This window comes from Streptomyces capoamus, assembly GCF_014654935.1.
In the GTDB taxonomy this organism is placed as follows: Bacteria; Actinomycetota; Actinomycetes; order Streptomycetales; family Streptomycetaceae; genus Streptomyces; species Streptomyces capoamus.
Genome location: NZ_BNBF01000039.1, coordinates 10953 through 13397 on the forward strand (window position 1 = coordinate 10953; position 2445 = coordinate 13397).

The following is a 2445-nucleotide window of genomic DNA, read 5'->3' on the forward strand; positions in this document are numbered from 1 at the left end:
GCCGCCGGATCGACGGCGGGTTCAGCCCTGCCGGGTCAGCAGGGAGTTCACGATCTCGCCGCTGCGCACGGCGAGGTTGGACAGCAGGGACGAGGACAGGCCGTGCGTGTGCTCGGTGCCGCCCTGGAGGTAGATGCCGCAGCGCAGCTCCGGCCGGGTGAGGATCCGGTAGTCGCGTTCCACGCGGTAGCGGCCCCGCGCGTCGCGCAGGCAGTACGCGTCGAGTTCCCCGAGCACCGGGGCCGGGTCCATGGGGTCGTAACCGGTGGCGCACACCAGGACGTCGACATCGATGTCCCGGAACGCGTCGGTGGACAGCGACCGCACGGTGATCCGCGTCTCGTCGGCGACCCGCTTGACGCCCTCGACCCGGGCGAGGTTGAGGAACTCGACGCGTCGGCGGCCCTTCACCTCGTCGCCGTAGACGCGTTCGTACAGGCTCTTGATGACCTCGTCGTCCACCACCGAATAGTTGGTGTTCCGGTGGTGCTTCCAGATCATGTCGCGGGACTCGTCGGAACCGTAGTAGTAGTCGTCCACGGCCGCGGGGTCGAAGATCTCATTGGCGAACGGGGTGTTGTCCGCGATGGCGTACCCGTACGGCGGCAGGATCGCCGTGAGCATCGCCCCGGGCAGCCTGTCGTGGAGGAACCTGAGGATTTCCGCCGCGCTCTGCCCGGCGCCCACGACGGCGATCCGGCGCATTTCCCCGGCGCGTTCCGTCTCCCACTCACGGAACCGGTCGAGGAATTCCGAGCTGTGCCAGATACGTTCGTCGCGTTCGACACCGTCCGGCATTCTGGGCACGAGCCCGGTGGATATCACGACGTTGCGCGTGTGCAGCCGGGCGCTGCCGCCGGGCAGCCCGGCGCCGCGCACCTCGACCCGCAGCAGCTCGACCGGAGCCGCGGCGGTGTCGTCCCCGGCCGGGCGGATCCCGGTGACCTCGCAGCCGTAGCCGACCGGGGTGGACAGCTGCGCCTGGGCCCACTCCAGGTAGTCGTGGAACTCCTGGCGGGTCGGGAAGAAGTCCTGGTTGTTCACGAACCGCGGCAGCCGGCCCTTGGCGTGCAGGTAGGACACGAAGCTGAACCGCGAGGCCGGGTTGCGGAAGGTGACCAGATCCTTCAGGAACGAGATTTGCATCTTCGCGTCCGGCAGCAGCATCCCCCGGTGCCAGCCGAGCGACGGCTTGCGCTCGAAGAAGGCGGCGGCCGGCCCGGGTTCCCCGGTGGTGCCGCACAGCTCTTCGAGCGCGATCGCCAGGGACAGGTTGGACGGTCCGAAACCTATGCCCACGACGTCGTGGGTCAGGGCTTCACTCAGTTCCATGAAGGTCTCCCCGGAATTGGTGTACGGGACGGCCGGTGGACCCGGGAAAGCACCGTGGACAGCCCCCGGAGGCCGAGGAACAGTATCCGCACACCGATCCGTCGCAGCCAACGTTGCGACCGCCGACGGAAGTTGTCCCGCCGGCGGGACAACGCGTCCCGGAATTCGCGGGATTGCCGCCGCGGCTTTTTCCTCGCCATGCTGCATCGCATGCTTGTGATGGTCGCGCCCGGACAGGGCTCCCAGATTCCCGGGCTCCTCACACCCTGGCTGGAGGAACCCGAATTCGCCGACCGCATCCACTGGTTTTCCACGGTGTGCGGTATCGACCTGGAGTACTACGGAACGCGGGCGGACGCCGGTGTCATCCGGGACACGGCGGTCTCCCAGCCGCTCATCGTCGCCGCCGGACTGCTGGCCGCCGAGGCCCTGCTTCCCCGGTCCTGCCTCGCGGGCGCCGTCGACGTGGCCGCCGGGCACAGCCTCGGCGAGTTCACCGTGGCGGCCGCCCTCGGCGTGCTCACCGCCGAGCAGGCGCTGGTCCTGGTCCGCGAGCGGGGCCGGGCGATGGCGGAGACCGCCGCCAAGTCCGACTCGGGCATGGTCGCCGTCCTCGGCGGCGACCCCGCCGAGGTCCGGGCGGCCGTCGAGCGGTTCGGCCTGACCACCGTGAACGACAACGGTCCCGGCCAAGTGGTGGCCGCCGGCGCCCGCACGGGCATCGCCGCCCTGGTCGACGAGCCGCCCGCCGGCACGCGCATCCGCCCCCTGGAGATCGCGGGGGCCTTCCACACCGAGGAGGTCGCCCACGTCGCCGGCAGCCTCGGCCGCCTGGCCCGCACCGTGTCGCCCCGCGATCCCCGCCCGCGGACGCTGACCAACCTCGACGGCCGGGTCGTCACGGCCGGAAGGGAACTGCTGGACCTGATCGTGGCCCAGGTGAGCCGGCCCGTGCGGTGGGACCGGTGCATGCGGACCATGACCGGCCTCGGCGTGACCGGCCTGCTGGAGCTGGCGCCCGCGAGCACGCTGACCCGGATCGCGCGCCGCGCCCTGCCGGGCGTCGAGACCTTCGCCCTGAACACCCCCGACCAGCTCGACGAGGCACGCACG

Annotated in this window: 2 protein-coding genes; one reads left to right on the plus strand and one right to left on the minus strand. The window is 70.9% G+C overall.

The window, feature by feature from the left end:
- Positions 1-21: 21 nt before the first annotated feature.
- Positions 22-1332, minus strand: a complete 1311-nt coding sequence (locus IE312_RS35670; RefSeq protein WP_189986485.1) for a lysine N(6)-hydroxylase/L-ornithine N(5)-oxygenase family protein — start codon at positions 1330-1332, stop codon at positions 22-24.
- Positions 1333-1542: 210 nt separating this feature from the next.
- Here IE312_RS35670 and IE312_RS35675 point away from each other — a divergent pair.
- The coding region (locus IE312_RS35675) for an ACP S-malonyltransferase (RefSeq protein ID WP_189986486.1) at positions 1543-2445 on the plus strand (903 nt) is incomplete at its 3' end.

Coding starts and splice junctions, on each gene's coding strand:
- IE312_RS35670 (WP_189986485.1), bottom strand. CDS start 1,332: ATGGAACTGAGTGAAGCCCTGACCCACGACGTCGTGGGCATAGGTTTC.